This window comes from Chitinophaga filiformis (genome assembly GCF_900102545.1).
Classification (GTDB): domain Bacteria; phylum Bacteroidota; class Bacteroidia; order Chitinophagales; family Chitinophagaceae; genus Chitinophaga; species Chitinophaga filiformis.
Genome location: NZ_FNBN01000010.1, coordinates 250,246 through 273,444, shown reverse-complemented (window position 1 = coordinate 273,444; position 23,199 = coordinate 250,246). Strand labels below are relative to the sequence as shown.

General features: G+C 45.7%; 10 protein-coding genes. All 10 read left to right on the top strand.

Translation table 11 applies throughout. The features are described 5' to 3' along the window. The coding region (locus tag BLR32_RS29830; RefSeq protein ID WP_143011643.1) for an integrase core domain-containing protein at positions 1-234 on the top strand (234 nt) is incomplete at its 5' end. Positions 235-1,496: 1,262 nt separating this feature from the next. Continuing rightward, on the top strand, positions 1,497-2,003 hold the full coding sequence (gene nusG / locus BLR32_RS29825; protein WP_089837606.1) for a transcription termination/antitermination protein NusG: 507 nt from the start codon (positions 1,497-1,499) through the stop codon (positions 2,001-2,003). 92 nt (positions 2,004-2,095) lie between these two features. Beyond that, positions 2,096-3,112 carry a 2,3-diaminopropionate biosynthesis protein SbnA gene (sbnA, locus tag BLR32_RS29820; RefSeq protein ID WP_089837604.1) on the top strand — a complete coding sequence of 339 codons (1,017 nt, stop codon included), beginning with the start codon at positions 2,096-2,098 and terminating at the stop codon, positions 3,110-3,112. A 23-nt stretch (positions 3,113-3,135) separates the two neighbouring features. Further along, positions 3,136-4,104 carry a hypothetical protein gene (locus BLR32_RS29815; RefSeq protein WP_089837602.1) on the top strand — a complete coding sequence of 323 codons (969 nt, stop codon included), beginning with the start codon at positions 3,136-3,138 and terminating at the stop codon, positions 4,102-4,104. 23 nt (positions 4,105-4,127) lie between these two features. Next, positions 4,128-4,517: a hypothetical protein gene (locus BLR32_RS29810; RefSeq protein ID WP_089837601.1), complete on the top strand. Its 390-nt coding sequence runs from the start codon at positions 4,128-4,130 to the stop codon at positions 4,515-4,517. Positions 4,518-4,534: 17 nt separating this feature from the next. Beyond that, the gene (locus BLR32_RS29805) at positions 4,535-6,289 is read left to right on the top strand and encodes a carbamoyltransferase family protein (RefSeq protein ID WP_089837600.1); all 1,755 of its coding nucleotides are present in this window, start codon (positions 4,535-4,537) and stop codon (positions 6,287-6,289) included. A gap of 36 nt (positions 6,290-6,325) precedes the next feature. Next, positions 6,326-8,377: a tetratricopeptide repeat protein gene (locus BLR32_RS29800; RefSeq protein ID WP_089837597.1), complete on the top strand. Its 2,052-nt coding sequence runs from the start codon at positions 6,326-6,328 to the stop codon at positions 8,375-8,377. 9 nt (positions 8,378-8,386) lie between these two features. Continuing rightward, on the top strand, positions 8,387-20,830 hold the full coding sequence (locus BLR32_RS29795; RefSeq protein ID WP_089837595.1) for a non-ribosomal peptide synthetase: 12,444 nt from the start codon (positions 8,387-8,389) through the stop codon (positions 20,828-20,830). A 55-nt stretch (positions 20,831-20,885) separates the two neighbouring features. Further along, positions 20,886-22,292: an aspartate aminotransferase family protein gene (locus BLR32_RS29790; RefSeq protein ID WP_089837593.1), complete on the top strand. Its 1,407-nt coding sequence runs from the start codon at positions 20,886-20,888 to the stop codon at positions 22,290-22,292. 12 nt (positions 22,293-22,304) lie between these two features. Then, positions 22,305-23,183: a cupin-like domain-containing protein gene (locus tag BLR32_RS29785; RefSeq protein ID WP_089837591.1), complete on the top strand. Its 879-nt coding sequence runs from the start codon at positions 22,305-22,307 to the stop codon at positions 23,181-23,183. The last annotated feature ends 16 nt before the right edge of the window (positions 23,184-23,199 follow it).

Below are 23,199 nucleotides of genomic sequence, written 5' to 3'. Positions count from 1 at the left end.
AAGTCAGAATTTGGTCTGGACCGGTTATTTAAAAACTATGAAACCGCGGCGGCTATAGTAACAGCGTCTATCCGCATCTACAATGAACAAAGGCCTCATGCAAGCTGCGACTACCTAACTCCAAATCAGGCACATACAAAACAAGGGGAATTAGTAAGGAGATGGCGAACGAAGAGAAAAGATAGTCCTGGATCAGGATTAACAGCTGATACTGTCAACCTGATCCAGGACTAAAATCTAAACAAAACAACCTTTTTAGGATTATCTTTTAATATTGTAAAATTCAAACGGATTATCTCATCAAAACTGTAAACCTATACCAGGACAAGACAGTTTGTACGGCATTAATACCTGATTTAATACTGGTTCGGTACCATTCGGGAGCACAGAGATGCCTTCTCTACCGAACCTGAAACAAATTATACCATCCCCCACCAATTTATTTTGTTGTACCCACAGAACGCATATTGTTGCTCCTGATCATGTTAAGATTGTTTTCCCAGGTGACATAGAATTTTTTCAGTGGGCTATCCACGCCGATCGATAAAAACAGTAAGTAACATTCAGCGAATTACTGCATAAAAAAAATTGACCGCTGTTGGTTTTGTAAATCTTTTTATCTATTTTTACTCATATCTTGATAAGATACAAACAGGTCAAGAACGAAAGCCTTATTAATTGAAATTGTTGTAACCTGACTCATATAAAATGTTTTTAAATAACAATGTTCTTAGCTCCAAAGAATTCGTTTTATAAAGAGAACAGTGTATTGTCTAATAATATAAGGCCCGGTTTAAGTATCTGCAAAAATTTCAATAAATAGTCTGATTGTAATACTAAAGTTATTTTGTTTGTGTTATTATACTGATGAGATGTATGAGCCCAATAAATGAAATATTTGATCATTAAATGTATATTATTTCCCTTGTCACTACGGTAATGCCAAAATTGGACATTGATTGATGAGATCATCATCGGGGTTGGGATAGTGTGTGGGCGGGAGCGGCTTTGTTCTAAACATCTAATAGTTAAATTACTATATGGGACCAAAGATGCCAACTGGTTAAGACGGTTTTCATAATTATAAAAATTGCGTGCAAATGAGAAATCCAAAGCAAGAAATGATACAAAACTCAAAGTAACGTAGACAACCCAGTCCAGGAAATTCTAATAAGAATATTGTAATGTGATATTTGAGATTTTCCGGATAAAACCCTAAACAGATTGTCCAGATCTGGACCACAGCAAATTTGTTCTCGTTGTATCAACGGAGCATTTATGTTCATTCTTCATTCTAAACTGAAATATAAAGGGCTAGCCGTTTAGGAAGCTTCTTATATTGATTTCAGTTCTATCAAGTTTCATCACTAAGTCTAATAAAAGAGCAGGATTGTTACTCCCGCTAGCGATAGCTATTTTTTCTATTGTTCGTTTACCTATTGCACTCCATCAGAGATATTCCCGTACTCCAATTTTTCCATTAAAGAATACCCGAAATGACTAATCCACATGAAGGTTGGTATCTGATCTATACCAAGCCATGCCATGAAAAGAAAGTGCATGCCCGTTTGTCGGGTATTAATATCCAATCATTGCTTCCTATGCAAAAGACACTCAGGATATGGCATGACAGAAAGAAATATATAGATCAACCCCTGTTCCCCTCATATATATTTGTGTATCTGATGAACCGGAAAGACTATTATGATGTAATGGACCTGGATGGTGTGTTGCATTATGTCAGATCAGGTAAAGAAGTAGCACGGATCAGTAAGACGGTTATTGAGAATATAATGATAATAACCGAGCAAGGCAGGGCATTGGAAGTATCTGATAGTTATTTTGAGCCGGGACAGCAGGTGATGATCACTGAAGGTGCGCTGGCCGGCCTTACCTGCGAGATTGTTCAAAATAATAATAAAAAGAAATTGCTGGTGCGTGTTGATTTGTTGCAGCGAAATGTTTTGATGACACTACCCGTAGATCAACTGGTCGTTATATAAGTTACCCCTTTTTTCTTACCCGTCCCGATGTAAGCAGTGTTGCCGCCATCTGAAACGCCCGATACTGCCTGCATTACTTACCCATCATTACAATGAACCTCCATAGCCTGCCGGAAGGCATTCACAGGTCCGAAGAGAAACTGCTTCTGGACAAGCTGAATTATATTGGCAATTTTATCGGACAAACGCCGGTAAGAGAGCTGCCGCATGATCAGATACGACTGTTTGTAAAACTTGAATACAATAACTATTCAGGAAGTATCAAAGACAGGGCTGTATATAACATACTGTTAAACGGTATACGTAGTGGTGTTATCAATAGTAATACGACTATAGTTGAATCCAGCTCAGGCAATTTTGCCGTATCTCTGGCCTCGATCTGCAAGTGTCTTGGGCTTCGTTCCATCGTCGTGATTGATCCTAATATCAATCGTAGCTATGAACAGATACTGAGACGAATTGCCACAAGAGTGGTAAAAGTGTCAAAACGTGATGCCACCGGCGGATACCTGCTTACGAGACTGGATATGGTAGAGGAAATATGCCGTCAGGAAGAACATATCTTCTGGACCAATCAATATGGCAACGCAGATAATTATCTCGCTTATTACAATGGATTGGGCATAGAGCTCAACCAGACATTTGATAAGCTGGATTATGTATTTATTGGAGTTAGTACAGGCGGTACAATCGCCGGCATCTCCCGCCGGATAAAACAGAAATTCCCGCATGTAAAAGTGGTGGCGGTAGATGTAGAAGGGTCTGTTATCTTCGGAACACCGCCGGCCAAGCGTTATATCTCAGGACTGGGATCCAGTAAAGTACCGGGTATGATCAAAGAGGCGATCATCGATCAAGTAATACATGTATCAGAAATAAATGTCGTAAGAGGTTGCCAGGAATTATTTGACAGGTATGCCATTTTTGGCGGTGGCTCTACTGGCGCAATGTATTATGCTGTGAAGGATTTCTTTGCGGCAGCACATCCCGGCAATAACCATCATGTATTATTCCTTTGTCCGGATAAAGGATATCCTTATATGGACACTATCTATAATGAGGAATGGGTGAATCGTACGCTCCTCAATGCACCTGTCCCGGTTCCTTAATTAATCATAAAAGAAAACAAAGAATGATCTATCTATCTGACGAACACATAGACAGGATCGGTATTTCATGGCAGGATGTGATCAGTGTGATAGGTAATGCTGTGGATATGGTATCCAGAAAAGATTACAGGCAACCCGTAAAGCCCTATCTCCGGTACAGGAATATGGTGAACAGGATCATTGCTATGCCCGCATTTCTGGGTGGTGAGGTGAACGCTGCAGGTATTAAATGGATCGCCAGTTTTCCCGGAAATATACAACAGGGCCTTGCCAGGGCACATGCTGTTACTATCCTGAACGAAGCCGATACTGGTATCCCTTTCTGTATTATTAACACCAATAAAATCAGTGCTATCCGTACCGCGGGTGTAACAGGACTGATCATCAAATCCTTCCTGGAATCCCGCTCTGCTTTGCAAGCACCGCTTGAAATAGGCATCACGGGTTTTGGACCGATAGGAAGGATGCACCTGGATTTGCTCAGACAAATGTGGTGGGATGATATCGCGAAAGTGAGACTGTTTGATATCAGACCTGTAGATATATCCGGGCTTCCGGAAGACGTACTGGAGAAAGTAGAGATCGTGCATAGCTGGGAAGATGCTTATGTGCCTGCTGACATCTTTATCACCTGTACTGTTAGCAGTGCCCCTTATATTAATCTGCCGCCGAAAAAAGGTTCTCTGCAGGCCAATGTATCGTTGCGTGACTACCAGCCTCAGATGAGGGCATATATGGATAGGATCATTGTAGATGACTGGGAAGAAATATGCCGGGAAAAAACAGATATAGAGGTGATGCATCATGAAAATGGTCTGAACCCTGAAGATACTTTTTCCTTTACCACTCACGCACTGGATGAACTGTTTGCCGGTACCGGAACAGACGATGTAATTATGTTCAATCCCATGGGGATGGCTGTGTTTGACATTGCTACCGGATGGTGGTATTACAGAGAAGCAGAAGAAAAAGCAATAAAAGTAGAACTGTAAAATCAAGTATAAAATCCTTTGTTATGGATCATAATATCTTAGATGTTTCACTTGTTGAAGGAATGCAGACAATGCAATTGTTCAGTAAGGAGACTAATCTCGACGGGCTGGATAACCTTGCCGCCATCCCCGCATCACCTGCCGTATATGCTATTTGCGGGCGTGTAAATGGTAAACCTGCCAATCCCCGTTTTGTAGGTGCTACAATGAATCTCCGGGAAGCAGTGATCGCTCATTTTGGCGATGACGGGAAAGATAGTTGTCTGCAGGCATTCCTTCATTCTATCAAACTGAAAGACCTGGTATTTGAGATCATCTCAGAACCATCGCCAGCGGTGCTGGAGGCAAAGGCTGGTCAGTGGAAGGAAACGTTAAAACCTGTATGTAACGAAATTATCAACAAGGTCTACTGATTTTAAGTTCTGCTGTTATGAATATACTGGGTATTTCTGCATTGTATCATGATGCAGCCTGCTGCATACTCCGTGATGGAGTACTAATTGCAGCCGCACAGGAAGAAAGATTTTCCCGTATCAAGAATGATCCCTCCATGCCTTATCATGCAATGCAATATTGCCTGAAAGAGGCAGGGATTACGATAGATGATGTTTCCCTGTTGTCTTATTATGAGCTGCCCCAAAAGAAATTGTCGAGGCAATTGTATAGTGGTTTGCCGGATGTCAATGATGAGATCTTAAAAAGGATATCTCCTTATACGGTAGAACAGGAAATTGCGATCAGGCTGGGATATGAAGGGCCTGTTTGTTATGTACCTCACCACCTGTCACATGCTGCCAGCAGCTTTTGTTTCTCAGGATTTAATGAAGCTGCTATTCTCACGATGGATGGAGTAGGGGAGTGGGCTACCACCACCTATGGAACCGGGAGGGGAGTAAACATTGATCTGTTCGAAGAGGTGAACTATCCGCATTCCGTTGGCCTGTTATACAGTACTATTACCAGTTACCTGGGATTCAGTGTCAATGAGGGTGAATACAAAGTAATGGGATTGGCGCCTTATGGTACGCCGAAGTACCTGGATCAGTTCAGGCGTTTATTGCAATCACTGGATGAAGGACAATTCCAGCTGGACCTTTCTTATTTCGATTTTATGCGTCAGCAGAAAATGTATGCACCTGCGTTGTGTGAGCTGTTTGGTCAGCCGGCACGTGTAGCAGAATCTCCGTTGGAGCAGTTCCATAAAGATATCGCCAAAAGCCTGCAGGTGTTCCTGGAGGAGCTGATGCTGGAAAAAGCCACCTATCTGTATAACAGGACAGGGTTGAAGAATTTATGTCTTGCCGGAGGGGTGGCGCTGAACTGTGTTGCCAATGGCCGCATATTGCGGGAAGGACCTTTTGATGCGCTTTTCGTACAGCCGGCGGCAAATGATGCCGGTGGAGCCCTGGGGGCCGCTGCTGTGGCTTATATACAGGAAACGGGACAACCACTGCCGGAAGGCAAACTGAAGACCGCCTGTCTGGGGCCGGCTTATAGCGATAAAGAAATAATGAATAGTCTGAAAGGGATCTTCCTGAAGGCGAGTAGTTTCCGCCATGAACCGGAACGTTTGGTGAAACGCGTAGCCGAGCTGATTGCTGAAGGCAAAGTGATCGGGTGGTTCCAGGGCAGGATGGAATTTGGCCCGAGAGCACTGGGCAGCCGTTCTATCTTGGCAGATCCCCGTCATCCTGAAATGAGGAACAGGATTAATGCCATGGTGAAGAAAAGGGAAGGTTTCCGTCCTTTTGCTCCTATGGTGCTGGAAGAGAAGAAGGGAGACCACTTTGAACTGGATCACGCATCTCCTTTTATGCTGGAAACCTGCCAGGTGAAGTCGCCACTGGACCTGCCTGCCATCACACACGTTGACGGCTCTGCGAGGGTGCAGACCGTGAACCGCGAGGTAAATCCCTTAATGGCCTCCCTGCTGGATGCTTTTGATGCGCTGACCGGTTGCCCCATATTGCTCAATACTTCCTTTAATGTAAGGGGAGAGCCTATTGTATGTACTCCGCTGGACGCTATCAATTGTTTCATCAAAACGGATATTGACTGCCTGGTATTGGGCAACTATCTGTTCTATCGCGAGGAGAACAGGATGGACGTGATATCCCAGCTACTGGAGCTGTATGCCCAACAGCCTTCTGATGCTATCAGCTCACAGCTGTATACTTTTCTGTAATGCAGATCTTTTCATCAATTATAAATCCGTTACAACATGAGTGTAACTGAAAGTATCCGTAAAGAAGCTGCCGAACAACTGGCAGCATATATATCCAGGAGAGAGAACAGTATACCGGATATACTGGAAAAAATGGAAGCCTTCAGGATACAGCATGCTACCGAAACACCATCATTGTCTCCGGTAGTACAGCAAATTGGTATCTGGAAAGAGGAACACGGCACAGGAGCCTATGTGAGGGATAAAAAGCAAATGGGAGAATGGATAAAATGGGCCAGCCAACACAGGATATCGCTGACAACAGATAATAAGCGCATATTGCTGACCGGAGAATCTGTGGCCAGGGGCTCTTTTTATGGTAATGAATATGCGCCTGCTGCAGTCATAGAGCATGTACTGTCTTCAGTAGCCGGTGGGGAATTTGAAGTGACTGACCTTGCAAAGTCGGGCATGGAACCAGATGAAATGAGATCAGTGCTGAAGAGTGCCGCTGTTCTGCAACCAGCGATGGTGGTGATCATGGCTGGTAATAATTTCTTCTATAAGTTATATGGCGGGTTCCTGAACACACGCCTGGCATCTGATCTGCCAGTGGATGAGATTTCCTGTAAATGGTTGAAAGAAAAGGTAGACAATGCCTTGTCGCTTATCGTGAAAGATTTCCTGCAATATCTGCAGGAGTTATTTGTACAACGTGGCGTGCCAGTGCTATTTGTCATTCCTGCTTTTAACCTGGCAGACTGGAAAGTGACTGCCCATGAAACCAGTACCCCTGTACTTTCTGCAGGAGATACCGCATTATGGGAACAGCTTTGGAATGCCGCGAGGGAAGCCCATAAACAACAGGATTATGCCGGCGTACAGAAATGGTGTGATCAGCTGTTACAGATGGATGATACACAACCCTCCATATATGAACTGATGGGAGAGGCGGCCATGGCAGCTGGTCATTGGGATGAAGCCCGAAAATACCTGGAGGCAGCGAGGGATTATACCCTGTTATTCCGTTCCGTGGGTAAGCCTCGTATCCTATCCATTGTATATCACACCCTGTTGTCGGAAGCAAAGAAATATGGTATCCATACATTGGACCTGGCATCATTGCTGGCAAGGAATACAGACATATCCATTCCCGGCCGTAATTTTTTCATGGATTACTGTCATATGAACATGGCGGGTATCCAGTTGAGCATGGCGGCCGTAACCGCAGCTATTGCCGAACAGCTGCAGATCCCGGTGGATGATCCGGAAGTCTTTTACCAGCATGCAGCGGCAGTAGTTCCTTCTCCGGAAGCTACCTGCATGGCGCATATTTATGCTGCTATACACAACGCACATTACGGACAGGAATACCCGATTGTCCGGTTCCATATTGAGCAGGCTTTTAAGGCTGTTCCTACACTCACTGCCAGCTTCTGCAGGTCTTATGTCGATATGGCTTCAAGAAGGCTTGCTTCGCCACTAACGAGGAGTTTTTCAGACCTGTTCAACAACCTTGATGCAGGTATTGACAAGTATCCCGAAGCTGTCTTTCATCCGGTCAATGGAAAATTGCTGGACCTGATACTGACCGATGCCATGAATGATGTGCTTGAAGAAGCCGGAGAAATCACATCCGGAGAGTTGTCAGCATTAAGACTGTCTGAGCATGCAGTAGAGCAACATCAGGAAGTTGATCTGCTGGAGTCTTTTTATAGCCGGAGTACTTATGATTATTTCCCCGAGCAGTCAGAATATTATATCTCACGTAATGTCAGATCTGAATTTAATTTTTTCTCCCGGGCCACTGATACGCTTATCCTGAAGATCGTATACAGGAGCAAACATGCACTGGGAGGTAATATAAAGCTGGTGTTGAATGGCCGGCCGTTATACGATCAATTGCCTGCGGCTGCACACTGGATCTCTGATGCATTGCATATACCTGCCAATGACCTGCAGCCAGGGCTGAATAAACTGGAGATCCAATGGCCAGGCACTATTTATCAGCCGCCTCTGGAAGCCGTGCTCACCATGAGGGACGTCCTGGATGTCCTGTCGCCCGTAAGAGGAGAGCTCCACTATCTGACATTAGCAGTTTCAAAGTAATTAGCAGGAATGATGAAGGGAACAGCCCCAGGGTCATTGACCCTACCAGCCAGTCTGCGGCAAACTATCCGTGAGAATGGAAGGGACATTGTTTTTATCAATAGTGGAAACAGGGAAGAGACGCTTTCTTACAGGGAACTGTATGATACTGCGTTACAATACCTGGGAGGTCTGCAACAGCAGGGGATCAGGAAAGGCGATATGGCGGTATTACAGCTGGATGATAACAAGGCCTTTCTCCTCTTTTTCTGGGCATGCCTGCTGGGAGGCATTATCCCTGTACCATTATCCATCGGTACACAGGATGACCATAAGCAGAAGTTGTGGAACGTTTGGAAGACCCTTTCCAGGCCCTTCCTGGTAGCAGACCCCGCGCAGTTTGCGCAGATAGGGAAGTATGCTGTGAAGGAGGGTCTGAGCGATTGGCTGGCAGCATTGCAGGAAAGAAACGTGACGCCTGCCCTTATACAGGCTGCTGCCATTGCTGGCGAAGAATATGATTGCGCCCCGGAAGATGTGGCCTTTATACAGTTCTCTTCAGGTTCTACGGGAACACCGAAAGGTGTTGTGCTAACCCATGGGAACCTGTATTTTAATACCCTGGATATTAGTGAGCGTTGTAAGATAACTGCTGCTGATATTGCTTTAAGCTGGATGCCGCTTACCCATGATATGGGCCTGATCGGCTTCCATCTCACTGCTATGTTACGCGGGATACGTCAATGTATCATTGCTACTTCCTTATTTATCAGAAGGCCCTTGATATGGCCAGAAAGGGCCAGTGCTTTCAAAGCATCGTTGTTGTATTCTCCCAATTTTGGATATGAATACCTGATGGGGGCATTGGAGCCAGGTGCCGGTGCAGGATGGGATCTTTCCCCAGTGCGACTGATCTATAACGGAGCAGAGCCTATTTCCATTAACACCTGCCGGAAGTTCCAGGAACGCATGCAAGCATTTGGGATGCCAGCAGATGTCATTGCCCCCTGTTATGGGCTGGCAGAAGCCTCTGTAGCAGTTTCGATACAGGAGCCAGGGAACCCGCTGGTGGTATATAGTCTTCACCGTCAGTACCTGCATACCGGAGACAGGGTGCAGTATGTTCCCGCAGCCAGCAGGGAGGCCGTTGACTTTGTGGAAGTAGGTTATCCTATCACCCATTGCGCAGTCAGGATCTGCGATGATGGCGGGACTCCATTGGAAGACCTGCAGGTGGGCCAGATACTGGTGAGGGGAACGAATGTTACACAAGGATATTTTAATAACCCGGAGGCTACCAGTGCTATCCTCAAGGAGGATGGATGGTTAAAGACGGGAGATCTTGGTTTCATGCATGAAGGGCGGCTGGTGATTACGGGTCGTTCTAAGAACCTGATCATTGTAAATGGACAGAATTATTATCCCCAGGACCTGGAAAGGGCACTCGAAGATATAACTGGTCTGGAAACAGGCAGGGTAGCTGCAGCGGGAACAGTACATACGGGCAGGGATAAGAGCGGTGGAGAGCTGCTCATCTTTGCATTGTTCAAAGGCACTCCGGCAGCGTTTGTACCTGTAGTACAACAGATCACGCAGCGGTTATCGGAACGATTTGGATTATTGCCAGACAAAGTGATCGCTATCCATAGAATGCCAAAGACCACGAGTGGGAAAATCCAGTATTTTCAGCTGGTATCCAGGTATCTGGAAGGAGAGTTTGATGGATTTCTGGAACAGCTGCAGACCGTGCTGGAAGCCGGCGATAAGGATAAAGGATTGTTGCAGATAGCACTGGATTACGTGAGTGGTATTACCGGTAAACAAGTCAGTGAGGCAGATGCTCCTTTATCCATAGGTTTGAATAGTCTGCAAATGATGACGTTGAATAATCATTTGCAACAAAGAACGGGCAGGCAGATGGATGTAGCTGCGTTGTTTGAGCTGACTTCATTTAAAGATCTTGAAAGGCTGGCAGCACCTGTATCAGCAGAGACACAGGTGATCAGTAGTTCGTTTATATCATCCTGTTCGTTATCACATTCACAGAAAAGGATGTGGATGCAATGTGAGCTACAGGATATGTGGCATTCCTTCAACCTGTCTGTAGCCGCTTTTATTAAAGGGCCGCTGGATGTAGCCGCTCTTGAAAAAGCATTGACTAAGATGTTGGAACGGCATCCCGTATTAAGGGCCGTATTCCGGTATCAGCAAGGGGAACCTATACAGGAATTCCTTCCGGTGGAAGTGTTTGCCATTACGAAGATGCAGGCAGCACCTGAAGCAATATCTTCGCTGACAACTGATTTCGCTGGTCAGTCGTTCGGTCCGGAGAAACAATTGTGTAAAGTATTATTGCTGGAACTACCGGAGAGAGAGTATGTACTTCAGTTCACGTTCCATCATCTTATTTTTGACGGTTGGTCGGTGGGCATTTTCATGAAAGAGTTGAACAGCTTTTATGAAAGTTGCCGGCAACAGCAGGAATGTAATTTACCCTCATTGTATTATTACAGTGACCATGTGGCATGGGAAAAGCAATGCATTGAGAAGGGCTTATTTGAGAATGCCCGTCAATACTGGCAACAGGAGCTGGCTGGGTATGTACCGGAGCTGGGAGCGTTGCGGCAAACGAAAGAGGTGCAAAAAGGGCAGCATCCGGGGGCGACGATTTCTTTGGATGTTCCCACTTCACTTTTTGCTTCCCTGCAGGCATTTAGTCAGCAGGAATCAGTGACGATGATGATGTCCTTATTTACAGGGCTTCAATTACTTTATTACAAGCTTACGGGCAGGCAGGATAACCTGTTTGGCCTGGAAACTGCAGGCCGGACCCGCACAGAATGGGAAGGCGTGATCGGTTGCTTTTTGAATACACTTCCTGTGCGGGTACGTTTTGAAGAAGAAATATCTTTTCGTCAGCTGTTGCAGTTGGTAAAACAACAACTGCTGAACGGCTATAAATATCAGCAATATCCGGTAGACCTGTTAGTGGAGGAGACAGCGGCAGATGCTACTTCCGCTTTGTTCGACCTGTTGATTGTGTACCAGAACTTCGAACATGCACTCGAGATCCCTTCGCTAGGGGAACTACAGGTAATACCTCTTGAAATACCGGAACAGACAGCTATCGTTGATCTGCAGCTGGAGTTCAGGGAATATGCCGGCGGTCTTCGCGCCAACCTGCGTTATGATACCCGGTATTATGACCAGGCATTTGTACAGTTTTTCTTTGAACAGCTTTGTACATTCCTGGAGATAGCTATAGCTACACCGGAAACAAGAGTAGCTGATTTCTCTCTTGCGTCACCTGCATCGCATACATTTAATGCACCTGTTATCCCGGCCGCCTTCTTACCCGTTACAGCGCAGATCAAAACGCAGGATCCTGGCAGTATCGCCCTTATCTGCGGAGCACAGCATATCACTTACCAGGAGCTGGTGGAAGCATTTACCCGTCGTGCATCGTATTTGAACCAACTGTATCACATAAGCGGTGAAGACAGGGTAGGTATCCTGATGAACCGGAATGAGCAGATGATCATTGCTATGCTGACGATCATGGAGGCAGGGGCTGCCTATGTGCCACTGGACATTACTTTTCCTGCTTCCCGTATACAATTTATGTTGGAAGATAGTGGTGTGAAATGGCTGATCACCGACCAGGAGCTGGAGAATATCCCTGCGCATATTATGGTATTGCGCTGGAATGAGATAGAAGAAGTAGCTGTAGTGGGTGAAACAGCTATTCATGAACATGATCTGGCTTACCTGTTGTATACCTCCGGTTCTACCGGACAACCTAAAGGCGTATTGATAGAGCATGGTGCAGTAGCTGATTATGTGATGACCTTCCGGACTTACTTCGATATTGGTCGGGCTGACATTGTTGTACAGCAATCCGCACTCACTTTTGATACCCATATAGAAGAAATATATCCGGCATTATGTAGCGGTGCAGCTGTGCTGGTACTACCCGAAGGAGGAAAGGACATTCATGCGATGGTGACTGCCATACAAAAAGAGGGTGCTACCGTTTTAAGCACCACTCCTTTAGTGATCAGTGCATTGAATGAGCTGCCGGACCTGCCGGCGTCCCTTCGTTTACTTATAAGCGGAGGAGATGAGCTGAAGGCCGCTTACCTTGACAGGATCATTGGGAAAGTACCTGTTTTTAATACTTATGGGCCTACAGAATCTACAGTTTGTGCAGCATATCAGGAAGTAAAGACCTTGTCAGATGCAGCGAAGATTGGTAAGCCTATCAGGAACAGAAATATTTTTATTGTTGACAAAAACGACCGATTACTGCCTGTAGGCATAGTTGGAGAGATATACATCGGCGGCGCCGGATTGGCCAGGGGATATCAACGTTTGGAAAAGGAAACGCTTGCCAGGTTCATACACCTGGATGGGGATATCGCCATGCGTGTTTACAGAACCGGCGACCGCGGAAAATGGAATGCTGATGGCAGCATTACATTCCTCGGCAGACAGGATGACCAGGTAAAGATAAGAGGATACCGGATAGAGTTGACGGAAGTAGAAAAGGCACTTGCCGGGCATCCTGGTATAAAGGCGCTTGCAGCGAAGGTATGGGGCGAAGAAGCAAACAGATTTATTGCGGTGTATTATGTATGCAGGGTAGAAATATCAGAAGATGAGATACGGGAATATGCTGTTAATTGCCTGCCCGAATACATGATACCTGCGGCATTTGTGAGGATTGACAGTCTTCCTGAGAATGCCAATGGTAAAACAGATAGGAAGAAATTACCTTATCCATTATTGGAAAGCGGTGAAGGAACTGCTCCTGTTACTATTGAAGAGAAAGCACTCACTGCCGCCTGGAAAGAAGCATTGCAACTGGATACAGTGCATGTAACCACTAATTTTTTCCATGCAGGCGGTAATTCTATAAAGGCGGCAAAAGTAGCTGGCCGGTTGAGGGAAATGGGTTATGCTTTGCTGCGGATGGGGGATTTCTACCTGTATCCCACTGTCGGTAAGCTGGCAGCCAGGCTGACCCAACAGCCATCGACAGCTCTGCAGGGAATCATTAAAAAAGAAGTATATCCTTTAACCAATGCACAGCGCAGATTATGGTTCATACATCAGCTGGGCAATAAGCCTGCTGCCCTGAATCTCAACTGGGCGTACCGGATAAAGGGAGCACTGGATCTGGCCGCTTTTCAGCAGGCACTTGAAACACTGATTGCCCGTCATGATAGTTTACGTACCGTTTTCATTGAGAGAGATGGTGAGCCGCAGATGATGATATTACCGTCATTCCGCTTATCTGACTGGTTTGAACAGATTGAAGAAAGTGATATTGACCAGCTGATACAGCAGGAAGTGAAACGGACTTTTGATCTGGAGTATGGACCATTGATACATGTGACGCTTACAGTAGCTGCTCCGGATGTTTATATTTTCCTGCTCAATATCCATCACCTGATCACAGATGGATGGTCTATTCAGGTCTTCATCAGGGAGCTTTCTCTTTTATACAGATCATTCAAAGAAGGCACACCTTTATCACTGGCACCTGTTAATTTCCGCTTCCATGATTATGCACTTCAGTATGATCATTTTCTGGATAGCTTTCAGATGCAGGAGCACCGCGACTTCTGGCGCAGTGAGCTACAGGGAGAGATCCCGGCATTGGTGTTTCCTGCAAAAGAAGCCAGCCAGGTTCCTGTTACCAACAGATATACCAGGGTGTTAGGAAAGGACTTTATCAGTGGGCTTGAACAACTTGTCGCGGCAGAACAAGTAAGTGCCTTTATCGTTTTGCAATCATTACTCAATGTACTTTTCTATAAATATACTGGCAGCGAAGATATCCTGATAGCAACAGATACTGCACACAGGCCTTATCCGCAAATGGAAACGGCTATGGGCTATTTTCTGCATGAATTGGTCATTCGTACTGCTATTGATTCGAAAATATCTTTCCGGACTATGCTGCAGGCGGTCAAGCAAAAGGTGATCGAAGCATTTTCACATCAGGTATATCCTTATGATCTGGACACATTACCCGCCGGCTATAACAGAACAGCATCACCATTGTTCAATGTATTGTTATTGGTACAGAACTTTGACCGGAGCGACCGGTTTGAGCTACTGGATAGTGGACTCGAAATAGAACAGCTACCGATATCTTTAAAAGATGTACTGGTAGATCTTCAACTGGAATTCCATCTGAAAGCAGCGGGAGAGCTGGTGTTGGAAGCCAGGTACGATACCGCTAAATTTGATCACGCACTGATCGGACAGTTATTCACGCACTTTGAAGTATTAGGTAATACATTGCTGACGGTGCCGGATACCTTGCTGGGGGCTACAACAACAGGCGACTGGCAGCATAACTGGAATAATACGTTTACAGATCGCAGTCCGTTTATTCCCGTTCACAGAAGGATAACAGAGCAGTCTGTTATTCAGCCGAATGCTATTGCCATTACTTGTGAAAAGATACAGTATACTTATCGTCAGCTGAATGAAGCCGCTAATCAGCTCGCCCATCAGCTGATACAGGAAGGTGGTGCACCCGGGCAATGTACAGGCTTGCTGATGAACAGGTCAGCCTATCTGCCAATAGCGATACTGGCAGTATTGAAAGCAGGTAATACTTATGTACCTATGGACCCTGAGTATCCGGTAGTACGCCTGCAACATATGATCGATGAAACGTCGCCCCGTATTATCCTTACGGATCATGATACAGCTATTATTCCACCCGGTATCGCTGTTATTAACTGTACAGATAGCAGTACTTATCCTACACATGATCCTGAATGTGACATCAGGGAAGAAGATATCGCCTATATCATCTATACTTCAGGTTCGACTGGCATCCCTAAAGGTATTAAGATCAGTCATGGGGCTTTAGCAGACTATGTGCTGACTTTTGGGAAAGCTTTCAACATAACGGCAGCTGACAGGATTATACAACAATCTTCTATTTCTTTTGATGTATTGATAGAAGAAATATTCCCTGTACTGGCGGCAGGTGGTGGCCTGTATGTCCTTCCAGCAGGCGGAAGGGACGTTGATCAGCTAACCATGGTAATGCAGCAGCAGGGTATTACACTGCTTAGCACGACGCCTTATGTGATCGGTGAGCTGAATAAAACCGGGCTTGCGTTTCCTGATCTGCGCGTACTTATCAGCGGTGGCGAAGTCTTACACGCAGGGCATATCAGCAATCTGTTAGGAAAGGTGAGTATTTATAATACATATGGCCCTTCGGAATCTACTGTATGTGCTACTTATCATAAAGTAAATAGTGAAGATGATTGTCAATGGATCGGGCGGCCTATTGCCAACAGGCAAGTGTATCTGCTGGACACCGATCTGCAACAGGTACCTCCCCGGGTGAAGGGGGAGATCTACCTGGGCGGCAAAGGATTGACCACAGGATATGTGAAAATGACAGCAGCCCTGCAGGAAAAGTTTATTGAAAATCCCTTCAGGAAAGGAGAGTTACTGTACAGAACGGGTGACTATGGCATTGTAAACGGACAAGGATATCTGCAGTTCGCTGGTCGTATGGATGATCAGTTGAAGATACGTGGTTATAGAATTGAAGCAGGAGAGATCACTCATGTATGCGGTACATCCGGGTTGACGTCGGAAGTGCTGATCACTGTCTGGAAGGAAACAGCACAGCTGGTGATGTATTACACTACAAAGGATGGATTACCGCAGACCGGCTTATATGATTACTTATCTGCCCGCTTGCCGTTTTATATGGTGCCTTCACAATTTATTCACCTCCAGGCATTCCCTTTAACAGTTACCGGTAAGATAGACAGGAAGGCATTATCCACGCCGCAAACAACTGTGGCAGCGGAAGCGGTGCCTTTCCTGACACGCCAGGAAATAGCATTGGCCGATATCTGGAAAGATGTACTGGGTGTTACCGCCGCAGGAAGGAATGATCACTTTTTCCTGTCAGGAGGGAACTCCCTGAATGGAACGAAGCTGGTGAATAAGGTGCGTCAATACTTTTCAAAGGCGGTGCAGCTGCGGGACCTTTTTATGAAGCCTGTATTCCATCAGTTTGCAGAGGTGATCGCATTGGCGGCTGGCAGCACAGATAACGGGATCATACAGCCGGAGGAACAGGAATATTACCCTGTATCATATGCACAAAAGAGGATGTGGATACTACATCAGCTGGATACGCAAAAGACGGCTTATAATATTTCCTTCCAGACTAAGCTGGAAATGGAAGTAGATGAAAGGTTACTGGAGGAATGTGTACAATTATTGGTGAACAGGCACGAGAGTCTGCGCACTATTTTTCCCGTGGTACAGGGGGCGCCCGTACAAAAAATATTACCTGCAGATAAGTGTGTATTCAAACTGCATTTTAGCGGGAATAGTATGCCTGTTTTTAAACTGGATGAATGGCCATTGCTACAGATTACAATAGTAGATAAGTCTACCGTCGTTTGCACCATGCACCATATCATTGCAGATGGCAGCACCGTGAATATGCTGGCGAAAGAATTGTTTACATTATATAATGTTATAGAAGGTGGATTAGCACCGCTGTCCTATCAATATAAAGAATATACCATTGCGCAACAGCAAAGGATGATAGCTGGCGAGTTGTTGCCACAACGTGACTATTGGTATCAGCGTTTTGCAACGCCGGTAGTGCCGCTGGAACTGCCAGGCTGTACCAAACGCCCTGCAGTAAGAAGTTTTAAAGGAAATACACAGACGATCTCCCTGGATGCAACCCAATTGAAGCAGCTACGAGAAACTGCACAACAGGGGGAGGTGACCCTCTTTATGTCGCTGTTGGGAATAATAGGCGCTTTCCTGTACCGGTATACAGGTACAGAAGATATTGTGCTGGGTGTTCCTGTCTCCGGAAAAACTTTACCAGAGGTAGAGAATGTAGCAGGACTATTTGTGAATTCATTGCCATTGCGATTATCTGTGGAGGGTTCCGCTACGCTGAAGGACTTACTGGCAGCAGTCAGGAAGGTAGCGATGGAGGCCTATGAACACCAGGAATATCCTTTTGATCTGCTGGTTGATGGTTTGCAGCTGAACAGGGACCTGAGTCGTTCTCCGTTGTTTGATGTGATGGTCGTGATGCTGGAAGAGACCGGACAGACCTGGAAGCATGAAGATTACAGGCAGGTAGATGCAGGGATCAGTAAGTTTGATCTGAACTTTGATCTGGAAGAATATACAGATCATCTGAATATAAGAATACAGTTCAATGCAGATATTTTTAGTGAGGAGCTGATGACGCGTTTTACCCGATATTTTCAGCAATTTCTGGAGCATTGCCTGGAACAACCAGAAGTGCCTGTCAGTAGTTTATCTTATTTGCCGCTGGAAGAACAACAGGCTTTATCCGCTTTCAATCCGCCGTTTGTTACAAATGATGATCCTCATCTTTTCCATCTGCTGGAGATGCAGGCTATTTCCCGTCCAATGGAAACAGCGCTGATGTTCCGTGAGGAAAGGATCAGTTTCCACGCATTTAATGCACGTGTAAATCAGTTAGCGCATTATCTGATCGCTGTATATAATATTCAGCCAGGAACGCTGATAGGTGTTAGCCTGGAACGTTCTGCGGAGCTGGTGATCGCTATCTGGGCTATCTTAAGGACAGGTGCTGCCTATGTACCTGTTGATACAGTGTATCCGGCAGACAGGAAGGCCTATATCATTTCAGACAGCGGTATCTCATTACTGCTTACTGATACTGCTGTTGATACACCTAAGGTGTCCTGTGCAGTATGTTATCTTGATACGATTGCGCTGGATGGATATACCACAGAGAATCCTGCTATTTATCCCCGGGAAATGGCGCCTGCGTATGCGATCTATACTTCGGGCACAACAGGAAAGCCTAAAGGTGTAGAAATATCTCATGGCGCATTGCACAACCTGGTCATGTGGTTTGGTGAAATGCTTTACAGGTCTTCTGTCGGTATGCGCGTATTACTGACTGCCTCTGTTAATTTTGATGCATCAGTACAACAACTTTTTGCACCACTCGTATATGGTCATACGCTGGTGATTATTGATGAAGAGGTGAGAAGAGACCTGGCAGCATATACCTCGGTCCTTGCAACAGGGCAGATCACGATCACTGATCTGACACCATCATTCTTACATGTATTGTTGACTGCACTTGAGCAGAAGGTAGTATTGCCTCCGCTACGATATGTCATTACAGGAGGAGAGGCCCTGGATCCTGCACTGGTTAAGCGCTTCCAGGCACTATTTGGAAATACCGCCAGGTTGATCAACGTATATGGTGTAACAGAGGCTACCGTGAATTCTACCTGGGAATGGGCAGATGTCAATAGAAGGAAGAGTACTATTGGAAAGCCACTGAGAAACACAGGTATTTATCTGCTGGATAAGGATCTGCAGCCGGTGCCCGTAGGCATACCAGGACAGATCTGCATTGGAGGAGCTGGTGTAGGTACGGCTTATCTGAATAAGCCGGAGTTGACAGCCAGCAGATTTATCAACACTACCATTGATGGACGTCATACAAGAATATATCTGACAGGAGATACAGGACAATGGCTAGCTGATGGAACGATAGAATTTATCGGCAGAATGGACCGGCAGATAAAATTGCGGGGATATCGTATTGAGTTGGGCGAGATAGAATCGGCTATTCAATCACATCCTCTGATACAACAGGCATATGTAGTAGTGAGGAACGAGGAGCTGGTGGCATTTTATCAGTTAAAAACACCTGGAGATGCGTCAGTCATTACGGCTTTCGTTCAAACGCAATTGCCGCAGTATATGGTCCCATCCAGATGGGTGCAATTGGATGCTTTCCCTGTTACAACCAGTGGAAAGATCAATGAGGCGGCCCTGCCTTTCGATAGAGCGGAGCAGAAGACTGCAGATGTTGCTATAGCTGATCCATTCATATCGCAGATACGTACAGTTTGGAAAGAAGTGTTACAACTTGACCGGATAGGTGTTGCAGATAATTTCTTTTTGCACGGCGGGCATTCCCTGAATGCCATGTTGCTCGCAGCCAGGTTATCAGCTGTACTGCAACAGGAGGTGAGTTTACAGAACGTATTTGCTTTTCAGACCATTCAGGAACAGGCCGCTCATCTTAGAAAACAGGCTGCCACACAGCCACAGCTTCACGTGTTTGAAGAGCAGGAACATTATCCGTTATCCTTCGAACAACAGAAACTGTGGATCATAGATCAACAGGGAGGAAGTGAAGCGTATCTGATGCCTGCAGTATATGTCATAAAAGGCAGCTTAAATATTGATGCACTGGAAGCAGCATTTGCGGCACTTGTAGCAAGGCATGAAGTGTTGCGTACCCGTTTCCGTCTGGTAAACGGGATGGTACGGCAGGTGATAGCTTATGATCCATCTGTGAAAATAGCAATAGCTCAGGAGGGCATGGCTACGGCTGATGTATTGCAGGAAATGTTATCCCTTCCTTTTAATCTTCAGGAAGACCTGCTGATGCGGATGACGCTGTTGCAGCAGGCTCCGGAGCAATATCACCTTATTGTTGTGGCGCACCACATTGTTACTGATGGCTGGTCTGTTGGTATTATTATGAATGAGCTGACAGCTTTATATCATCATCTATTGTTGCCTTTAAAAACACGTCAGTATAAAGATGCCGTGTTAACACAACTGCAATGGATGGATACGCCAGACGCGGCAAAAGCGGCCCGGTATTGGTCTATGCAACTTGAAGCTGCAGCCGGGGCCGCAATATTCCCTTATGATCTTATCCCGGATGTGCAAAAGCAATGGACAGGGAAAACAAGCGTGTTTGAACTTGGTGGAGACCTGAAAGAACTCGCATCCATGCATGGCGTCAGCTTACATGCTGCTGTACTGGCAGGTACTTTTTTACTGATGCATGCTTTTGCCGCTCAGTCGCAATTAGTATTGGGCATACCTGTAGCAGGGAGAAGACAAGAGGATATGGAAGACCAGATCGGTTTTTATGTAAACACATTGCCGGTTGTATTGCAAATAAAAGAAAGCGATACTTTCATCACCCTCATGCAAAAGTTGCAGGACCAGGTAAGAGAAATCCTGCTTTACCAGCATTACCCACTGGAACAGGTAGTAGACGCACGTCGGCTGGAACTATACAATATGCTGGTGGTTTTTGAAAATGAAGACCGGCAGGAAATGGAATTACAGGCAGATGATATCGTCATTACTCCACTTGAAGTGGGCGATGAAACTACTAAGTATGACATGACGATCCTGTTTCGCGAGCATGCAGGAGGTATCCGCGTCCGGATCAAATACAGGACTGCAGTATTCAGCGACGCAAGAATAGCGTTTGTAAAGCAGCGATTGAATGAAATTGTGGAGATAGCAGTACAGGAGCCCTGGAAAACAACAGATGAGATCATTCGGTTACAACAACATACAGACCCGTTAACAGTAGGAATGATTGACATTCCTATTAATCTCTAAACAGGTAGTCGCCACCACGACCTCAATTATTTAACTCTTCTAGTTCGTAGAAATTATGGAAAACAAATTTGAAAAGTACCACCTCGCTGCCAGTGAGCGGATCATTAGTGCAAAGCTTCCTGGTCCAAGATCGGAGGCCATTTTGCAGCAGCAGCAATTGAAAGAATCGGAGATTGTGTCATACAGCAGAAGTATGCCTATTGCTATAAAGCGCGCAAAGGGGGCTGTGGTGGAAGACGAGGATGGCAACTATCTGATCGACTTCTTTTCCTTTGCAGGGGTGGTGAATGTTGGACATTGCAATGAATTCGTTATGCAATATGTGCGCCGGCAGCAGGAGAACCTTATACATGCACTCGATTTTCCTACTGAAAATAAAGTACAGTTCATTGATAAATTGCTGGGGCACCTGGATGCTTCAGTAAGGGATGAATTCAAAGTCGCTTTTACAGGTCCTACCGGTTCTGATGCCATTGAAGCAGCGATCAAGCTGGCCAAGCTCGCAACGGGCAGAACGGGCGTCATCGCTTTTCAGGGTTCCTATCATGGGATGAGCACTACCGCTTTGGCAACCACCAGTAGCGTGACATTCAGAACCGGCCTGGGTGCACTGACCCCCGATGTTCATTTTATTCCTTACAGCTATTGTTACAGATGTGCTTTTAATCAGCAGAAAAGTACCTGCAGATTGCAATGTGCATCCTATCTCAGATCAATACTGGAGAATCCACACTCCGGTATACAGAAGCCGGCAGCGATCCTCCTGGAGCCTATACAGGGTGAAGGCGGCATCGTGATCCCTGAAGATGATTTCCTGAGGGAGGTGGTTGCTATTGCACATGAACATGGCATCGTGGTCATATTTGATGAAATACAGGCAGGCTTCTTCCGTACGGGTAAGTTTCTTTCTTCCCAGCATAGCGGAGTAGTGCCGGATATCTATACGATGTCTAAAGGTATTGGCGGTGTTGGTTTCCCGCTGGCCGCCATTGTATATAACAAACGCATTGAGAAATGGAAGAGTGGTAAACATATTGGTACTTTCAGAAGTAACCAGGTGGGTATTGCCGCAGGTAATGGCGCCTTTGATTTTGTGGCCGGCAGCGGCCTGCAGGAGCATGTGGCTAAAATGTCATCCCTCATCCGGGCAAGGCTGAAAGAACTGGAAGGAAATGTTCCTTTTATCGGTGAAGTAAGGGGACGTGGTCTCTTTTTCGGGATCGAGTATGTAAAGGATAAGGAAACCAAGCAACCCGATAATGAGATCGTAGTGAAGATAAAGGAAGCATGCTTCCAGCGGGGACTATTGTTTGAGATCGGAGGGCAATATAACAATGTGATCAGGCTCCTGCCTCCCCTGATCATCACTGAAACTTTGATTGACAGAGCTCTGGCCATCTTTGAAGCGGTGAATTATTCCATGGCGCCTGCATTGGAAGCAAATGAAAATGTAACTGTTTAATGTTTTTTTGCTATGATCTCAATCGTTGAAAATATCGACAGGCACAGTTTCTACAGGGATTATGTAAAGCCGGGAAGGCCATTGGTGGTAAAAGGCGGCATTAGTGATATGCCGGCAGTACAGAAATGGAACAATGCCTATTTTAAGGAACTAGGCACTTCTGTCAACCTGCCTATCAAAACCGGTGACGTGAGTAAAGGCGAAAAGGTGATGATGTCATTAGCCGCTTATGCAGCACAACTGGAAACTTATGAGCGTGAGCTGGCCAGTGGTGTGACACCCGCTGAAAAGCCTGCTTATCTCCATGATGTTCCCATCTTTCATATTATGCCCCATCTGAAAGAAGATGTATCTTCTTTTCCGGTGTCTCTTTTCCCATCCTGGTATAAAGATAACTGGTGGAAGTTTGTACAGTTCTTCATGGGGCCTTCCAATAGTTTGACCCCGCTTCATTTCGATACCTTATGTACGCACAACCTGTTCTTCCAGATCAGTGGCAGCAAGCGGTTTTATATGGTAGCTGCCAGGGACCGTGATAAATGCTACCTGAAAAGCTGGCGCTGGGCAAAGGTGGACCTGGAGCATCCTGATTTTGACCAGTTTCCCTTGTTGCGTGAAGCACAAAGGGATGATGTGGTGATCGATCCGGGAGATATTCTGTTCATGCCTTCAGGCACGCTCCATCAGGTAAGAGGCTTGAGCGCTTCTATATCCTTTAATATCGACTGGCACACCAATGCGAGTGTATTAGCTGGATTGATATCCGGATTTCAGGGAGCTCCTTCAAAGAATGTATTTTATAATGCGGTTACTGCTGCAGGTCTGTACCTGGGTATCCCTTCCCGTTATCTGTTAAAATATTACCAGTCCTATCTCAACTACGTTTCCTGAGTAACCTTAAAATTTA

What these genes read in the sequence shown, in the direction of transcription:
- nusG (WP_089837606.1), top strand. Translation starts at nt 1,497, where the DNA reads ATGACTAATCCACATGAAGGTTGGTATCTGATCTATACCAAGCCATGC.
- sbnA (WP_089837604.1), top strand. Translation starts at nt 2,096, where the DNA reads ATGAACCTCCATAGCCTGCCGGAAGGCATTCACAGGTCCGAAGAGAAA.
- BLR32_RS29815 (WP_089837602.1), top strand. Translation starts at nt 3,136, where the DNA reads ATGATCTATCTATCTGACGAACACATAGACAGGATCGGTATTTCATGG.
- BLR32_RS29810 (WP_089837601.1), top strand. Translation starts at nt 4,128, where the DNA reads ATGGATCATAATATCTTAGATGTTTCACTTGTTGAAGGAATGCAGACA.
- BLR32_RS29805 (WP_089837600.1), top strand. Translation starts at nt 4,535, where the DNA reads ATGAATATACTGGGTATTTCTGCATTGTATCATGATGCAGCCTGCTGC.
- BLR32_RS29800 (WP_089837597.1), top strand. Translation starts at nt 6,326, where the DNA reads ATGAGTGTAACTGAAAGTATCCGTAAAGAAGCTGCCGAACAACTGGCA.
- BLR32_RS29795 (WP_089837595.1), top strand. Translation starts at nt 8,387, where the DNA reads ATGATGAAGGGAACAGCCCCAGGGTCATTGACCCTACCAGCCAGTCTG.
- BLR32_RS29790 (WP_089837593.1), top strand. Translation starts at nt 20,886, where the DNA reads ATGGAAAACAAATTTGAAAAGTACCACCTCGCTGCCAGTGAGCGGATC.
- BLR32_RS29785 (WP_089837591.1), top strand. Translation starts at nt 22,305, where the DNA reads ATGATCTCAATCGTTGAAAATATCGACAGGCACAGTTTCTACAGGGAT.